We start from the raw sequence: 15,352 nt of genomic DNA on the forward strand, positions 1-15,352 counted from the left end.
CGGCCCGCGAAGCGGCCCATTCGGTCGCTCGGTCGGTCCTCGAAGACCAAGCGACCTGCGGCACCAACCCGTATCCAGCGGCATGCGGGTTGCTTCTGCTGCCGGGCTGGTCTTTCCTCGACCCCTGCTTTTCGGAATTGGGGCTAAACAGATGCGATTGGTTATTTGGCTTCGTAACGCGATACCGGCGGTCTGCATGACGCTTGCGACGGTGGCGCCGGCGTTTGCAGAAAAATCGACCGACACGCTGCGCATCACCTGGCGCGAAGCCATTCCTGACGTCGATCCCTATTACAATTCGCAGCGCACCGGCATGGTCGTGGCATTCCAGGCCTTCGACTGCCTCGTTTATCGCGATCCCGTGACGATGGAGATCAAGCCTGCGCTGGCGACCTCTTGGCATCAGGTGGATCCGACCACCATCGACTTCACCTTGCGCCAGGGCGTCACATTCCAGAACGGCGACCCCTTTACCGCCGACGACGTGGTGTACACGATCAACACGATCATCCACGACAAACGGGTGGCGATTCCCGCCTACTACTCGTCGTTCGCCGGCGCCGAGAAGCTCGACGACTTTCGGGTGCGGGTGAAACTGACCGGCGTGTCGCCCGCCGTGATGGAATACCTCGCCATGGTGACGCCGATCTGGCCAAGGGCCTATCGCGAGAAGGTCGGTTCCGACGCCTTCTCCCGCGCCCCGATCGGCACCGGTCCCTACAAGATCACCAAGGTGGACGGCACCACGCACATCGAGATGGAGCGATATGACGGCCACTACGCCGGCAGCCCCAAAGGGCGGCCCGCGATCCGCTACATCAAGATCCATGAGGTGCCGGACGCCACGACCGAAATAACCGAGTTGCTCGGCGGCAAGGCCGATTGGATCTGGGGCTACAATGCCGATCAGTTCGCCAATATCGCAAGGATGCCGAATCTGGAAGCGCTGCGTTTCGGGACGATGCGGGTCTATTTCATGACGATCGATGCGGCCGGCCGCACCGGCACCGATAATCCGCTGACCAAGCTGAAGGTCCGCCAGGCGATCCTCTCGGCGATCGACCGTCAAACCATGGCCAAGCAGCTAATCCAGGGCGATTCTCAGGTGATCGACACGCCGTGTTATCCGAGCCAGTTCGGCTGCGACGTATCGGCGGCCGTCAAATACCCCTACGATCCGGCCAGGGCGAAGCAGCTTCTGGCCGAAGCCGGCTATCCGAATGGCTTCGATACCGAGCTGATTTCCTACAACACGCCGCAGATCAACGCTGCATTGCAGAACTACCTCAAGGCCGTCGGCATCGACCTGCGCATCCAGCAACTGCAGATCGGCGCCGCCATCCAGAAGGCGGAAGCGGGTGAGGCGCCGCTGTATTCTGGCAGTTGGGGCAGCAACTCCATCAACGACGTCTCTGCCTTCATGCCTTATTTCCTCGGCGGCGGGCTGGACGATTATGCGCGCGATTCCGACGTGCAGGAGCTCTTGAAAAAGGCCGGAACGACGCTTGATCCGGAAGTGCGCCGCCACGCCTACAGCGAGGCCATCCGGATCGCGACCGAACGGGCCGAGTTCGTGCCGCTGTTTAGTGCCGTCCGTTACGTCGCCTTTTCAAAACAACTGAGCTTTCAAGGCTTCCCGGACGATCTGCCGCGCTTCTACCTGTCGAGCTGGAAGTGAGCCACCGAACCGTCTCCTCGATCTGCTCTCGTCTGGTTGTCAACCGCAAGCAGACATTCGACAAGACGGCCATCCTTGCGGATGTTGTCCGGCTCAGTTGCCGGGCATTCCGAAAACGCCTTCGGGCAGCGGGGGTGGAAACGACAGCCCGAGGGGATGTTGGTGGGATCGGGGTAGGCGTCGCCGAGAGCTACATCGGGGACGCCCAGCGCCGGATCCGGCGTCAGTACGGAGGCGAACAGCGCCTGCGTATAGGGGTGCATCGGTTGCCGGAACAAATCTTGCGTCGGCGCGTGCTCGACGATCCGGCCAAGATACATCACCGCCACTTCGGTCGCGATATGTTCGACGACCGCGAGATTGTGGCTGATGAAGAGATAGGTTAGCCCGAGCTCGCGCCGCAATTCCGCGAGCAGGTTGATAATTTGCGCCTGCACCGAGACGTCGAGTGCACTGGTCGGCTCGTCGCACACCACGATGCGTGGGTGCAGCACGAGCGCACGGGCGATGGCGACGCGCTGCCGCTGGCCGCCGGAGAGTTGGCCAGGCAGCCGCTCGGCCATCTCGGTGGAAATTCCAACCCGCGCCAGCATCTCCATGACGCGGTCGCTCTGCCGTGCCTTCGGCAGGTCGCCTTGCGATGCCAGCGGCAGGCCGACGATGTCGCGCACGCGCTGGCGCGGGTTGAGCGAGGAGAACGGGTCTTGGAACACCGGCTGGATCAGACGGGCGCGTTCGCGCCGGTCCACGCACACGAGGCTGCGGCCATCGACCAGGATCTCGCCGGAGCTTGGCGGCAACAGCCCCATGATCAAGCGGGCCAACGTCGACTTGCCGCAGCCGGATTCACCGACGACGGCGAGCACATCGCCTGCGGCAACCGAGAATGTCACACCGTCGACGGCGCACACCGCGCCCCGCGCGCGCCCGAGACTGCTGCGTTGCTGGAATTCCCGGTACACGTTGCGCACTTCGATCGCGTGCGTCATGGCGCGGTGCCCTGCTTCCAGTTCGGCGGCAGCCTGCAGCGATAGAAGTGATCGGCGCCCGCATCGCGCAAGCGCATGGTCTCGGCGCATTCGGCCGTCGCCAGTGTGCAGCGGTCGCGAAAGCCGCAACCCAAAAAGCCCGGCGCTATGCGAGGGACGACGCCCGGAATGCTGCCCAGGGGCTCGCCCGCCTTGGTCACGCCGGGCACGGGAATGCAGTCCAGCAGACCTCGCGTGTAGGGGTGTGTCGGCGCTTTGAAGATCTGCTCGACTGGGCCGCTCTCGACCACTTCTCCGGCATACATGACCGAGACACGCTGTGCCATGCGCGCCACGATGCCGAAATCATGTGTGATCAGCAGCAGGGCCAGGCCCATCTCCTGCTGCAGCTTATGCAGCAGGCGCAGGATCTGCGCCTGCACCGTGACATCGAGGGCCGTCGTGGGTTCGTCGGCGATCAGCAGTTCCGGATCGCACATCAGCGCCATGGCGATCATCATGCGCTGGCGCAGGCCACCGGAGAGCTGATGCGGATATTGCGCGAGGCGCATGCCCGGCGCGGTGATCCCGACGCGGGCCAGCAATTCGGCCGCCCTGTCCAGAGCCTGCCGCCGCGTCGTCCGCCGATGGCGTTCGAACACTTCGGCCATTTGCGAACCAACCGTGTAGGCCGGGTTCAGGCTCGTCATCGGCTCCTGGAAAATCATCGCGATCTTGTCGCCGCGCAGCCGGGCCATCTGCCGCTCCGACATGCCGAGCAGATCGTGCTCGTGAAAGCGGATGTGATCGGCGCTGCGGACCGCACCGCGCGGCAGCAGGTTCATCACCGACAGCGCCGAAATGGACTTGCCGCACCCGGACTCGCCGACGACGCAATGTACCTCACCGCGGTTGAGCGCGAGCGAGACGCCGCGCACCGCCTCCATCCGGGGGAACGATACGCGCAGGTTCGCGATGCTCAGCACTGCATTCGGCATCACGAGCGCCATTGCCGCAAATCGGCGCGCAGCATGTCGCGCAGCCCGTCACCCAGCAGATTGATGCCGAGCACCAGAATGAACAGCGCGACGCCGGGAGCCACGATCACCCACGGGCTGAAGAACATGTACTCCTTGGCCTCGGCGATCATCAGCCCCCAACTCGGCAGAGGTTGCGGAACGCCGAGCCCGAGGAATGACAACGCCGCTTCGAGCAGGATCGCGAGCGCCATCTCCAGCGTCGCCACCACCACAAGATGGTTGGCGATGTTGGGAAGCACCTCGCGCAAGAGGATGTGCGCGCGCGAGGCACCGGCGGCCTGTGCGGCGGCGATATAATCGAGGTTCCGCACCTGCATGGTGGTAGTGCGCGCCACCACGGCGAACCGTTCCCACAGCAGCAGCCCGAGCGTGAGGATCACCACGGTCAACGAGCTGCCGACCAGCGCCACCACCGTCAGCGCCACCAGGATCAGCGGAATTGAGAGGCGGCAGGTGATCACGAACATTACGACGGCATCGATCCGCCCGCCATAGAACCCGCCGAGGATGCCAAGCGTGATGCCGATGATGCCGGACGTGACGACCGTCAGCACGCCGATCAGAACGGAGATGCGCGTGCCATAGATCAGGCGCGACAGGTAGTCGCGCCCAATCTGGTCGGTGCCTAGCAGATGCGTGGCCTGGCTGCCCTCCATCCATATCGGAGGAATGAGGCGCAGGTTCAAATCCTGCGCAAAGGGATCGTGCGGCGTCAAATAGGGCGCGAAGACCGCGACCAGGAATGCGGTAGCCACGATCACCGCTCCGAGCAGCGTCGCGAAGTGGCCAAAGGTGGGCAGCCGCCAGCGCTTCGACGGGGCGTAAGTGTCGTGAGCCGCTTTCATGCTCGTAACCTCGGATCGAGCAGCGCGTTCAACATGTCCGCCAGCAGTGTCACTACGATATAGATGATGGCGAGGAACAGCACGACGGCCTGAACCACCGGAAAGTCGTTCTTGGTGATCGATTCCCAGGCGAGATAGCCGAGGCCCGGCAGCGCGAACACAGATTCCGTCACGACGGAGCCTCCGAGCATGAAGCCGAGCTGCACCGCTGTGATCGAGACCACGGGCATGGCCGCGTTGCGCAAGGCGTGCTTGAGAATGATCATCGACCGGCTCAGACCCTTGGCGCGCGCGGTGCGGATGTAATCCGCGCACAACGCCTCGATCATCCCCGACCGGGTGAGACGCATCAGCGCAGGGATGGCCGAGAAGGCCAGCACGAATCCCGGCATGATATAGCCCTGCCAGGTGTCGATGCCCGATATCGGCAACCATTGCAGGTCGAGGCCGAACACGACGATCAGGACCAGGCCGAGCCAGAAGCCAGGCATCGCCTGCCCGAGAAGCGCCACCAGCATGATCCCCCGGTCAATCGCCGAGCCCTCACGCACTGCGGCGAGGATGCCGAGCGGCAGGGCTATCAGCAGCGCGATGGTAAGGCCGGTCAGGCCAAGTGTCAGCGTTACTGGAAGCCGGTCGCGAATCAGTCCTGAAACTGGAGCGTGAAAGAGGTAGGAGCGGCCGAGATCGCCCTCGGCGGCGTGGCTGGCCCAATCGAGAAACTGCACCACCAGCGGCCGGTCGAGGCCATAGTTCTTGGTAATGATCGCAATATCTGCGGCCGTGGCGTTTGGTCCTGCGATCGACGCGGCCAGATCGCCGGACAGGTGTGTCAGCGTGAAGCTGACGACCAGGACGGTGAGGCAAACCAGCGCGGCCAGCCACAGCCTACGGAGGATAAACGACAGCATTGTCGACAACTACGTCAGCCGATGGACTACGGCAAGTTTGAGATGCAGACCTCGGGTCGGCAAATCTCGCCCTGGCGCATAGTTGTCGAACGGCATACTGAGCGATACGGTCCATTGGCATAAATTGTCGACGACTGCTTTCGAAGTGGTCAAAGAGCTCGTCAAGTTCATCTTGGGTTGGTTGTTGGTCTCGCTCTTTCCAATTTTTCGACAAGGCTGAGGTGCTTCAGCGCAAAGCGATCGGTTGCGCTTATGATCGAAGGCAACGCTGGTCATGAGGAGATCGAGGCGATTCGATTTGACGCGATGAACGGCTCTTGGTCACGTTGGACGACCAAATTTGTCGGAATGGGCATTGATTTTCCGAGATCACACGGTCCGTGCCGGTGCCAACTCGTCAACGACCGGCGTGTGACACATTCACGTAAAATTTCGCCGATAGCTTAAACCGCTGCGCCCATCGGAGCGCCCCCTTGGTCAGTCAGCCGCATCCCACCACGATGAACCAAGCCATGCCGAACGCACCTTGATGCAGCAATATGCAAGCGAGACTGCCCGGTTGGGAGCTTGTAGTAGAGTGCGTGCGACACTGACACGTCACTCGGCTCATAGCGGTCCCCATGGCGCGAGCCGAAGTTGGTACGTGGTGGTCCTTCCGTAGCTGACGTGCTTGTCCATCACCTTACGCGCGAAGCAAACTGCTTGGACGTGGCCCTCTCAAGGCCAAAACAGGGGTTCGATTCCTCTTGGGACCGCCATGCTGCGAGTTTCCGCGATGTTCTACGACATTCTCGCTGACTGATTGCTCACCGCTCAACGAGGCATGGCACAGCTTCCATCACCAGGCTCATTGCCGGCGCGTCACCTGTTCTTGGATGAATGTTGAACTTCCGCGCAGTGGACGCTTGTCCGCCTTACCCTGCCGACAATGGGACGGAGTGGGACCAGCTGAGACCCCTCTGGAGGGAAGTCTTGCGTTACCTTGTGCCAATAGTTTGCGTTCCCAAAGGAGCGCATGGCGGACGATCAGGGAAAGATCGTTCCATTGGGGGCGCCAGCCCAGCAGATTGCGCATTCGTTCCGCCGACGCCACGATCTCCGTCGGATCCCCAGGTCGGCGGGCGGCAGGTTCGACGGGAAAGTCGTTTCCGGATTCGTGCCGCATGGCGTCGATCACCTGCAAGACCGAAAAGCCGCGACCGTAGCCGCAATTTAGCGTCAGGGACTCTCCACCACCGCGCAGGTATGAAAGCGCGTGACAATGAGCGTTTACGAGGTCGCTCACGTGGATATAGTCGCGGATGCAGGTCCCGTCAGGCGTGGGATAATCGGTGCCGAAAACCTGCATCTTTTCTCGCAGACCGACGGCAGTTTCCGCTGCAACCTTGATAAGATGCGTTGCCCTCGCGTTGCCTGCCCAGTGCGCAGAGCAGGATCTGCGCCTGCTACGTTGAAATATCTCAAGATGACGTAGCGTAGGCCATGAGCGCGTGCAGCGTCATGCAGCATTGTTTCGGCCATGAATTTGGATGAGCCGTAAGGTGATACGGGCGCAACGGGGGTCTCTTCCGTGACAGGATTTGCCGGCGAATTCCCGTACACCGCAGCCGTCGAGGAGAAGATGAAACGCTGCACTCCACTCCTGATTGCGATCTCGAACAGGCTTCGGGAATTTGTCGTGTTGTTGCGATAATATCGAAGCGGTTCGGCAACCGACTCCGGAACGACGGCAGACGCCGCAAAATGAATGATCTCCGAAATCCCATACTTCGCGATCAGCGGCGCAACTCGCCGCTGATCCCCGATGTCGCCAACGAAAACCGGAACTCCGGATGGTATTGCCCATTCGAAGCCCGACGAAAAATCGTCGATCACGACGGGCTGTTCGCCACGATCAGCGAGTTCGTACGCCATGTGGCTCCCAATGTATCCGGCACCTCCGGTGATAAGGATGGCCATTGCTATCGCCCAGGGAGAATGAACTCTCTTTTTGTCGCCAAAGGAGTGATTTCTGGTGAAGTGCTGCACAAAGTCTCGGGATCGGGATTAAGGATCCACTGCTGTTTCTCGCGATCGTGCGCCGCCGTGGAAACGACGCGCGACGTGATTTGAAAGTTCGGAACAATGTTCCCTTCAGGCGCGTTATCGAAGCCCATGCCAAGACAACATTTGAGGTACGCTGGGGGTTCGTTCTCGAGTGAGCTGGTTGTGATGTCGCTGATGTGATGCCGGCCGGCGCGGGTTGGCCGAGGGGAGGACATGTGCGTCTTGATCCGCCGCTTGAACTCCTCGTGCAGCCGCTCGATCGCATTGGTGGTACGCAGCGATGCTATTCTAGGCGTTGCTCGCCTCCGACAGATCAAGGTGCGCAAGGTTGACGGCTGCCAAACGCTCGCCACCGCGCCCCATTCGATACCTTCAATTGGCTGGCGATTCCTCCGCGCGAACTCCCGCCACATTTCGAGCGGCACGAGTGCGTTGTCATGCAACCAGTTAAGGACAATGCATGGCGCTTGAACGGGTCGATGACGACGGCTCCGGGATTGCGTGGCCGAAACTCGGCCTCGCATTTTTTGCTCGCCATGCCGAGACGCTGCTCGTGCTCCTTGTGCTGGGCTTGGCCTTGGTCATCGGGCTTGTGACCGCCGCCGATTACGGTGTGTCGACCGACGAATTCAACACCGACGATTACGGCCCCAAGGCGCTTGCCTGGTACACGAGCGGCTTTGCGGACCGGTCTCAGTTCGAGACAGTCGAAGACTATCTGTGGATGTATGGACCGTGGTTTCAGATGCTCGTCGCGGCCGTGCAGCGGCTTGAGCTCGCGAACCCGATCACGGTCCGGCATGCGATGACCTTCCTGTTCGGCCTCGCTGGGCTCGCCGCCGTCGTGCCGATCGCACGGCTCACGGTCGGGTACTGGGCTGGGTTGACGGCGCTCGCCCTCTGCCTGCTGACCGGTTTCCTGTACGGCAGCCTGTTCTTCGCCCCGATCGACGTGCCGTTCCTGTTCGTCATGACCTGGTCGACGCTCGCGATCGTCCTGATGGTGCGGCAGGAGGAGCCGAGCTGGCGCCTGACCCTGGCGACGGGCCTTGCCACCGGCCTCGCCATCGCGACCCGCACCGGCGGAGTGATCACGCACGCCTATCTCGTCGGCGGCATGAGCCTGTGCGCGCTTGAGGCGCTGCTGCGCCATGGCCGCGCCGGCCATGGCAATTTGCGCCAGATCGCCTTGCATACGCTGCTCGTTATCCTCATCGCTTGGCTGACGGCGATTGCACTCTGGCCATGGCTGCAGATCGGAAATCCATTCACACAATTCCTCGAGGCCTACAGGCATTTTGCCAAGCTCGACACCTCGTTCGAATTCCAGAATTGGGGCCGGCGCACGTTCACCGATAACGTGCCCGCCTGGTACATCCCCGGACAGCTCCTGGCGCGCTTGCCTGAGGGCTTTTTGGCGTTGCTATTGCTCGGCATGGCGGTCTGGATCGGGGCTGCTGGGTCGTGGACCCGCGCCACGTTCGGCGCCCTACATCGGTCTGGCGTTGTGGGACTGCGACCGCTTGCGGCTGAGCTTGCAAAATCGCGCGCGGTGCTGGTCGTCAGCATGGCGGCTTTCGGGCCTGTCGGAGTGCTCATCCTGCAGGGCTCGACGCTCTATGACGGAGTCCGCCATATATTGTTCGTGATCCCAATGCTCGCCATCGTGGCCGCGCGTGGGCTCGCGAGCCTCTTGCCCTTCTTGCGACGCATCCCAATTGTGCCGGTGGCCGTCGGGGTCGCGCACACCGCTGCCATCGTGGTGACGCTCGTCATCCTGCATCCGCTCGAATATATCGCGATGAACGGTTTGGCAGGCGGCGTGGCCGGCGCCCACGGCCGATTCGACCTCGACTATTGGAGCATGGCGGTTCCCGAGGCGCTGCGCCGCCTCGAGCATCGAATTGACGCCGAAGGCCGGTTCGCCGGCGATCCACCGCGCGTGCTGGTGTGCCTGGCCTGGCGCGAGCAATTTGCGGGCGTGATGTTCCGTCGCAACTGGATTGTCGAAACCGATCTGCAGAAGGCCGATTACCTGATCGCCACCGAGCGTTGGCCTTGTGCCGTCGGCACGACGGCCGTGCTGGTTGATGAAGTCACGCGGTTTGGCCGCCCGTTCGCCGAAATCTACGCCAATCGTCGCGGGCTCGGCGAGTGAGGTCAAATCCCGCCCCGACTTGGCAATCTCATCTACTTCTTCGCCTGCAATTCGGTCGGGAGCGCCTCGGCCTTTCGGTTCAACGGGACCGGACGACGTCTTCGCGGGGCGCCTGCCTCACGCCGGCTTTCATTGGCGCGATCGATCGCCACGGCGCGCGCCAGGCGCGTGATCATGTCGAGTTGGAGCCGCAGCTTGAGATGCAAGTTGAGCACGATGAGCAGGCTGATAACGACCCAGATATAAACGACGAGGTCGGAGCCGCGGCCGATTCCGACGAGGGCCGCAAGTGCTGTAGCGTGCTCCTGCACCCAGACGAAGTAGAGGCCGGCGAGCGCAGCGCCGCTCGCGAGCAGGCCGATGATCGGCACCGTCCGATGCGCCGACCAGGCGTAGACTAGAACCAACGTCAGAAGGGCAGTCAGCAACAACTGTGCGATCATCGGTAGAGCCTCCGCGCAAACAGATCGATCAGGATGGTCAGCGCATCGCTGATGCGTTGACCCTTGCCCAGCGAATAGGCGCTATATTCGATGTTAACCGGCACCTCGACAAAGCGCAGGCGGCTCTGCGCGATCTGGTGCAGGAGCTCGGACGCGTGCGCCATTCGGTTCTGTCGCAAGGAGATCGCGCGGGCGCCGCGGGCGGTCATCGCCCGTAGGCCATTGTGGGTATCTGTGACCGGCAGTCCGGTGCTCGCGCGCGTGAACCAGAGCGCGGCGCTGAGCAAGATCCGGCGCGACATCGGCAGGTTTGCGGTCGCGCCAGTGAGAAAGCGGCTGCCGAGCGCGAAATCGATGCCGGGCTGCTCGATCGCCGCGAGCAGCGCCGCGATCGCCGCGGGGCAATGCTGGCCGTCGGCGTCGAACGTGACGAGCGCATCCGCACGCTGCGCGAGGGCGTAGTCGATGCCGGTCTGCAGCGCAGCGCCCTGTCCGAGATTGATCGGATGCCGGATGACGACTGCACCTGCGAGCTGCGCGATGTCGCCGGTGCGGTCGCCGGAGCCGTCATCGACCACGACGACCGCATATCCGGCACGGCGAATGCCGGATACGACGGCACGGACCACCGGCGCTTCATTGTACGCCGCGACAACAACCCAGGGATTGCGAATCCGGCCGGTCATGGGAGGCTCGTATCCGGATTTGGGGGCGCCTTGCTCAAGACCACGCGCATCGCGTCGAACAGGTTCACCGGAATGGCGAACCGGTTGCCGGTCGGGCTGGCCGCGATCTTGCGGCCGAGCATGCGACCGACCTGGAAGGCGATCAGCGAGAACGGCACGAATTTCCAGGGGTGATCGGAACTCTCGACGCAAAGGCCGACCGAACGGGCGAGAAGCGCGATGCTGTCGCGGTTGAAGAACCAGAGGTGCTGCGGAGGCGTCATCAAGCGCCAGTGCGCGCCTGTCGACCGCGCCGCCAAGGAACCGAAGTCTCCGGTCGTCAGCACGATGATTCCGTCCGGTCGGAGATGGTCGGCAAGCAGCGCAAGGGCTTCCCGCGGGTCGGGCAGATGCTCGATGACGTCGAGGAGGACGATGACGTCCGCCGTGCCAAGCGACTTGAGAGTCGCTTCGCTCACCACACCGCAAACGACGTTCAAGCCGAGATCGCCAGCATGCGCAGCAGCCGCCTCCGCCGGCTCGATGCCGCTCACCTCAAATCCGGCGCGGCGCGCTTCATCTAGAAAGAATCCGTAGGCGCAACCGATCTCGAGCAGGCAGCCTTGCTTGCGGCGCTGGATGAAGTTGACCATGCGGCCGAATTCGCGCCGTAGCACGGGTTCGGCGCCGCGATAGTCGGCGTAGCCGTCGGACCGATGGCCGGAAAAGTAGCCCTCGTCATAATAGGCGAGGGGATCGAACCTCGATGCCTCGGTGCGCCCCAGTCTGCAGTCACGACATTGGAGGATGTCGCAGCCGTTCTTGACGTAAAGAAGCCGATGCGGCGTCGCCCGACTGCATGCGGGACAGTTAAGCGTAACCGGAGGTCGGTCGTTGCGCATCTGCACATGCGTCCCGCCCAATGGCGTTCTTTCAGTGCGAAAAAACGCCTCCGGTGCCCAACTGTTCCGCTCGGCGAGCGGCCACCGTGTCGCAGGCTGCTTGGCAGCTGCGAAATAGAGGATGCTCCACACTCTCGCCGGTTGCATGGTGAGGCGGTGGTCATCCGAGGGTGCGAGCAAGCAACAGCCATGCGTCGGGTCGCCTGATCCGCCCAGCGGCTCACGTTCAGAAGAATTCAGATGGTGCAGCCTTGCTCCGTTGCTGAGGGGCTGCCGATGTTGCGGTGGCGATTCGACAGCCGCTTCGCTGTCTATTCGCACGACGTGAAACTGGCGCCGCAGCCGTCCGAGTATTTCGGGCGCAACATCGTCATCACCACGTCAGGGGTCTGCTCTCCAGCGGCGCTTGCCTGCGCGCTCGCGGAAATGGGCAACGACGCCGTCATGTTCTCCGTCGACTGTCCGTACGAGTCGACGGCGGTTGCGGCCGATTTCATCGAAAGCGCTCCACTGTCGGATGACACCCCGGGAGCGGGTCTGCTCACGAAATGCGGAACGCATCCTGAAACAAGGCTGATTATCCCTCGGAGATACGACAATGCAGGGAGTCTTTCGTATCGGTCAGATCGTGCCGAGCTCGAATACTACGAAGGAGACCGAAATCCCGGCGATGCTCGGTGGTGACCGACTCCCGGGCGCTCGAAATCCCTGACAACATCCAGGTCGGACGTCATGATCCGGCGAAGCTCCCCGGGATCGTCGAAGCAATGAACGTGAAGGACGCAGATGCCGTTGTCTTGTCGGCATGCGTGCAAATGCCGTCGTTACCGTCGATCGCCGAGGTCGAGGCGCGGACCGGAAAGTCCGTGATCACGGCGGCGGTCGCCACGACCTACGCCATGCTCAAGGCCTTGAACCTCAGCACCAGGGTGCCCGGTGCAGGCGCGCTACTGTCGGGCGCGTTCGACGATCAGGCCATGGCGCGTCGCACCGCGAGCGTCCACGCATGAGCCTGGCGCAAGGACACACGCTGCTGCACGACATTCCACGGGACATTGATCCGTCTCGAGCTCTGCGCGATGACGACCCCGGCGTTGATACACCGGCCGCGCAGGGCGACGAGGTCGCCTGATCGACCTGCCACAATGATGGATTGGACAGACCCACGCTAGCTCCGTCTGAACTGATTCGGATAAGCAAAGGGTCAGGTAGAGGGGGCGAGTCCCTCTCGTCAAACGCCGCCTCCGGAGGACCGCTGCGCGATCACCTCCACGCGACCGCGCCGACACGGCGCATCTGACATCCGCGTGTCATAGGGACTATCTAAGGTTCCGCGGTGTTATCGTGACAGTTCTGTGAAAATGAGGACGGCTCGCATCCATGTCGAAGGCGGCAATTGCCGGATCGATCTGGACCTGTCTGCCGTGCCGTGGCCTGATTGTCCTTCTTTGCTCCCTGCTGGCCCTGCGTGCGGGATGTGCGCAGGGTGGGAAGATCAGCTTCGACATTCCGGCCCAGCCTCTGGCGAGCGCTCTCATCAGTTTTGCGGACAGAAGCGGCATGACCGCATTGGTGGACGAACAACTCGTCAGCGGATTGCAATCATCTCCGGTCAACGGGCGATTGTCACCGTCGGACGCGTTGCGCATTATTTTGGCCGGGACAGGGTTCTCGATTCATTATTCAGGTGATAATGCGTTCACGCTAGGCCGCGCGTCGCAGGAGACCAGCCAGATGGCGCAGCCGGCAAATGCGCATCGCGTCGAATACGACATCTACTTCTCGCAATTGCAGGGAGCGCTTGAGTGGACCCTCTGCCGTAACGACGAGATCCGTCCGGGGCCGTACCGCGCCGCTTTTCAGATATGGATCGGAGATCGCGGCGCCGTTGAAGCATTACATCTGCTGGGCTCGACAGGCGATGAGGCGCGCGATCTCGCCATTACGGCTGTTCTGACAAATGCCAGCGTCGCGGTGCCGCCGCGGGAATTGCCGCAGCCGTTCACCGTGATATTGCAGCAGAAGGCGGCGAGCCGGAGCTGTACAGGCAAGTCCCCTCTGCATCCATGACAGAGGCAACCAGGACTCGCATGCGCCGGATACTGGAGTCCGGCTATCAGAATTTCCTGGCGCGTTTGCGTCGGCGCTTCGGCTCCAATACCTTCGCAATGGAAGTGCTGCATGAAACCTGGCTTCGGATCGACCGTATCGGCGATGTTGGACTGGTCGAGCGTCCCCGAGCCTATCTGTTTCGCATGGCGCTCAACGTTGCGGCTGATCGCAAGCAGGCGGAAAACCGCAAGCTGACCGACGCAGAGATCGCGGCCCTGCGCCATATGGTGGATGACGTGCTCGATCCTGAGCGTATCGCAGAAGCGCGGGCGGACATGGCCTCGCTGGAAGATGCGTTGAATGAACTGACACCGCGTCGCAAGGAGATCTTCCTGCTCGCCCGCGTCAGAGAAATGAAACATGATGATATCGCGCACCGTTTCGGCATTTCGCCGCGGATGGTCGAAAAGGAGCTCCTCTTTGCGTTGCAACATTGTTCGCAGCGCCTGAACAGAAAGGTGATCCGCAGGTTCGGTCCCGGAGCCCGGAAACCGTCTAAGGATTAGGATGCACGAAGGCGACCCGACCATGACCGAGGAGCCCGGACGCGAGACGCTCGAGCGCGAAGCACAGGAGTGGCTGCTCCGGCTGACGTCGGGCCGCGCGACGCCGGCCGATGCGGATGCGTTGAGGCGCTGGTGCGGCCGCAGTTCTGCGCATGCGGAGGCTTTCGCCGAGGCGAACCTGCTGTGGGAGGGGCTCGGCCCGGTCGCGCGGGCAATGGTGAAATCCGGGGCTCTTGCCCAAGCGAAAAGCGCTGGCATGCCAGCGCTGGGACGGCGTGCATTCCTCGGTGGGAGCATGGCCGCGTCCATTGTTGCGGCCGGTTATTTGGCGATGCGGCCGCCTTTGAACTTATGGCCGTCTGCTTATGAACTTGCTGCCGACTACCGCACCGAGACTGGCGAACGACAGCGGATCGCCATTGAAAACGGCGTCTCCATTGATCTGAATACCCGCACCAGCCTTAATATCCGTCACCAGGGCGATGAGCCGCGCGTTGAACTCCTCTCGGGAGAAGCCGCGATCACGGTCGCGCAGAAGCTTTCGCAGCCGCTGATCGTTAGCTCCGCAGGAGGCCTGATACACGGCAGCGATGCTCAATTCGACGTTCGTTGCGACGGCTTGCGAACAACGGTGACCTGCCATCGTGGCTCGGTCGGGATCGACTATTCCGGGCAATCGGTTTCGCTCGGCGAGGGACGACAGATCTCCTATGCGGACGGCGGGTTCGGCTCCGAGAGGATTATCGATCCGACCGTCGTCATGGCTTGGCGCGAAGGGCACCTCGTGTTTCGGGGAACGCCCCTGTCCGAGGTCATCGAGGAGGTCAACCGATATCGGTCCGGGCGCATCGTTCTGATGAACGAGGCGCTGGGGAAGCGTCGCGTCGAAGCCCGGATTTCGCTCGACCACCTGGACGACCTGATCGCCCTGGTGCGCGAAGCCTATGGCCCGCGGGTCACGTCGCTTCCCGGCGGCGTGCTCATTCTTTCCTGAAAGCTGCGCGCGAATTCCGCCAGTCGTTAATTTCCGTGAATTTTTTGTGACGCTGGTTCAGTCCCTCGCGCCCCGAGCGGTCTT

The 15,352-nt window shown here is 62.4% G+C and carries 14 protein-coding genes and 2 pseudogenes; 8 read left to right on the forward strand and 8 right to left on the reverse strand.

Features of this window, described 5'->3' with window-relative positions; genetic code table 11:
* Positions 1–151: 151 nt before the first annotated feature.
* A complete protein-coding gene (locus F758_RS0116795; RefSeq protein ID WP_198026507.1) occupies positions 152–1,678 on the forward strand; it encodes an ABC transporter substrate-binding protein in 1,527 nt (508 codons plus the stop codon).
* Here the strand turns inward: F758_RS0116795 and F758_RS0116800 are convergent.
* From F758_RS0116800 to galE, 5 genes and pseudogenes are all read right to left on the reverse strand, one after another.
* Positions 1,657–2,667: an ABC transporter ATP-binding protein gene (locus F758_RS0116800; protein WP_024508952.1), complete on the reverse strand. Its 1,011-nt coding sequence runs from the start codon at positions 2,665–2,667 to the stop codon at positions 1,657–1,659. The two genes, F758_RS0116795 and F758_RS0116800, sit on opposite strands and share 22 nt — an antisense overlap.
* The gene (locus F758_RS0116805) at positions 2,664–3,644 is read right to left on the reverse strand and encodes an ABC transporter ATP-binding protein (RefSeq protein ID WP_024508953.1); all 981 of its coding nucleotides are present in this window, start codon (positions 3,642–3,644) and stop codon (positions 2,664–2,666) included. The genes F758_RS0116800 and F758_RS0116805 overlap by 4 nt, the downstream gene beginning before the upstream one ends.
* Positions 3,644–4,531 carry an ABC transporter permease gene (locus F758_RS0116810; protein ID WP_024508954.1) on the reverse strand — a complete coding sequence of 296 codons (888 nt, stop codon included), beginning with the start codon at positions 4,529–4,531 and terminating at the stop codon, positions 3,644–3,646. The genes F758_RS0116805 and F758_RS0116810 overlap by 1 nt, the downstream gene beginning before the upstream one ends.
* Positions 4,528–5,442 (reverse strand): ABC transporter permease, encoded by a 915-nt coding sequence (locus F758_RS0116815; RefSeq protein ID WP_024508955.1) that lies wholly within the window; start codon positions 5,440–5,442, stop codon positions 4,528–4,530. Before F758_RS0116815 ends, F758_RS0116810 begins: the two co-directional genes overlap by 4 nt.
* A 982-nt stretch (positions 5,443–6,424) precedes the next feature.
* Positions 6,425–7,401 (reverse strand): annotated as a pseudogene (gene galE, locus F758_RS47850) (UDP-glucose 4-epimerase GalE); the annotation flags it as partial.
* A gap of 547 nt (positions 7,402–7,948) precedes the next feature.
* Here galE and F758_RS0116835 point away from each other — a divergent pair.
* Positions 7,949–9,646, forward strand: a complete 1,698-nt coding sequence (locus F758_RS0116835) for a hypothetical protein (protein WP_024508957.1) — start codon at positions 7,949–7,951, stop codon at positions 9,644–9,646.
* 32 nt (positions 9,647–9,678) lie between these two features.
* Here F758_RS0116835 and F758_RS46535 read toward each other — a convergent pair whose 3' ends face one another.
* From F758_RS46535 to F758_RS0116850, 3 genes are read right to left on the reverse strand one after another with little or no spacing between them, the layout of a single operon-like run.
* Positions 9,679–10,089 (reverse strand): DUF2304 domain-containing protein, encoded by a 411-nt coding sequence (locus F758_RS46535; RefSeq protein WP_024508958.1) that lies wholly within the window; start codon positions 10,087–10,089, stop codon positions 9,679–9,681.
* Positions 10,086–10,775, reverse strand: a complete 690-nt coding sequence (locus F758_RS0116845) for a glycosyltransferase family 2 protein (RefSeq protein ID WP_024508959.1) — start codon at positions 10,773–10,775, stop codon at positions 10,086–10,088. Before F758_RS0116845 ends, F758_RS46535 begins: the two co-directional genes overlap by 4 nt.
* Entirely contained in the window at positions 10,772–11,656 is an 885-nt protein-coding gene (locus F758_RS0116850; protein ID WP_035722252.1) for a class I SAM-dependent methyltransferase, read from the reverse strand. The genes F758_RS0116845 and F758_RS0116850 overlap by 4 nt, the downstream gene beginning before the upstream one ends.
* Positions 11,657–11,896: 240 nt before the next feature.
* Between F758_RS0116850 and F758_RS44105 the strand changes: the two genes are divergently transcribed.
* From F758_RS44105 to F758_RS0116875, 6 genes and pseudogenes are all read left to right on the forward strand, one after another.
* Positions 11,897–12,340, forward strand: coding sequence for an amidohydrolase family protein (locus tag F758_RS44105; RefSeq protein WP_024508961.1), 444 nt, complete (start codon positions 11,897–11,899; stop codon positions 12,338–12,340).
* Positions 12,337–12,666 (forward strand): annotated as a pseudogene (locus F758_RS0116860) (aspartate racemase/maleate isomerase family protein); the annotation flags it as partial. The gene F758_RS44105 and the pseudogene F758_RS0116860, both read left to right, overlap by 4 nt.
* Complete coding sequence (locus F758_RS52795) at positions 12,663–12,788, forward strand: hypothetical protein (RefSeq protein WP_283805864.1); 126 nt, start codon at positions 12,663–12,665, stop codon at positions 12,786–12,788. The pseudogene F758_RS0116860 and the gene F758_RS52795, both read left to right, overlap by 4 nt.
* A gap of 248 nt (positions 12,789–13,036) precedes the next feature.
* The gene (locus F758_RS44110; protein WP_024508963.1) at positions 13,037–13,726 is read left to right on the forward strand and encodes an STN domain-containing protein; all 690 of its coding nucleotides are present in this window, start codon (positions 13,037–13,039) and stop codon (positions 13,724–13,726) included.
* A 20-nt stretch (positions 13,727–13,746) separates the two neighbouring features.
* Entirely contained in the window at positions 13,747–14,274 is a 528-nt protein-coding gene (locus tag F758_RS0116870) for an RNA polymerase sigma factor (RefSeq protein WP_245286513.1), read from the forward strand.
* 22 nt (positions 14,275–14,296) lie between these two features.
* Complete coding sequence (locus F758_RS0116875) at positions 14,297–15,268, forward strand: FecR family protein (RefSeq protein WP_035722304.1); 972 nt, start codon at positions 14,297–14,299, stop codon at positions 15,266–15,268.
* The last annotated feature ends 84 nt before the right edge of the window (positions 15,269–15,352 follow it).

The sequence above is a fragment of the Bradyrhizobium sp. ARR65 genome (genome assembly GCF_000472385.1).
Taxonomy (GTDB): Bacteria; Pseudomonadota; Alphaproteobacteria; order Rhizobiales; family Xanthobacteraceae; genus Bradyrhizobium.